Source organism: Streptomyces sp. NRRL B-1140 (assembly GCF_001280065.1).
Taxonomy (GTDB): domain Bacteria; phylum Actinomycetota; class Actinomycetes; order Streptomycetales; family Streptomycetaceae; genus Streptomyces.
In genome coordinates this window covers 1-337 of the sequence record NZ_LGEA01000022.1, presented here as the reverse complement: position 1 = coordinate 337, position 337 = coordinate 1, and the positions used below count along the sequence as shown (strand labels likewise).

The 337-nt window shown below is 69.1% G+C and carries 1 protein-coding gene; it reads left to right on the top strand.

Going from position 1 to position 337, the window contains the following annotated elements; translation table 11 throughout:
* Positions 1 to 337: glycoside hydrolase family 48 protein (locus ADK65_RS04105; RefSeq protein WP_324614241.1), on the top strand; the 337-nt coding region annotated here is incomplete at both ends.

Genomic DNA, 337 nt, shown 5'->3' with positions numbered 1-337 from the left:
CGGCAAGGCCGCCAAGATGGGCGACTACCTGCGCTACTCCATGTACGACAAGTACTTCAAGAAGGTCGGCAACTGCGTCGGTCCCGCGGCCTGCCCGGCGGGCACCGGCAAGGACGCCTCGTTCTACCTGATGTCCTGGTACTACGCCTGGGGCGGCGCCACGGACACGAGTGCCGGCTGGGCCTGGCGCATCGGCTCCAGCCACGCCCACGGCGGCTACCAGAACCCCCTGGCCGCGTACGCGCTCGCCAACTACGCGCCGCTGAAGCCGAAGTCGGCGACGGGGCAGGCGGACTGGGCCAAGTCGATGGACCGGCAGCTGGAGTTCTACCGCTGG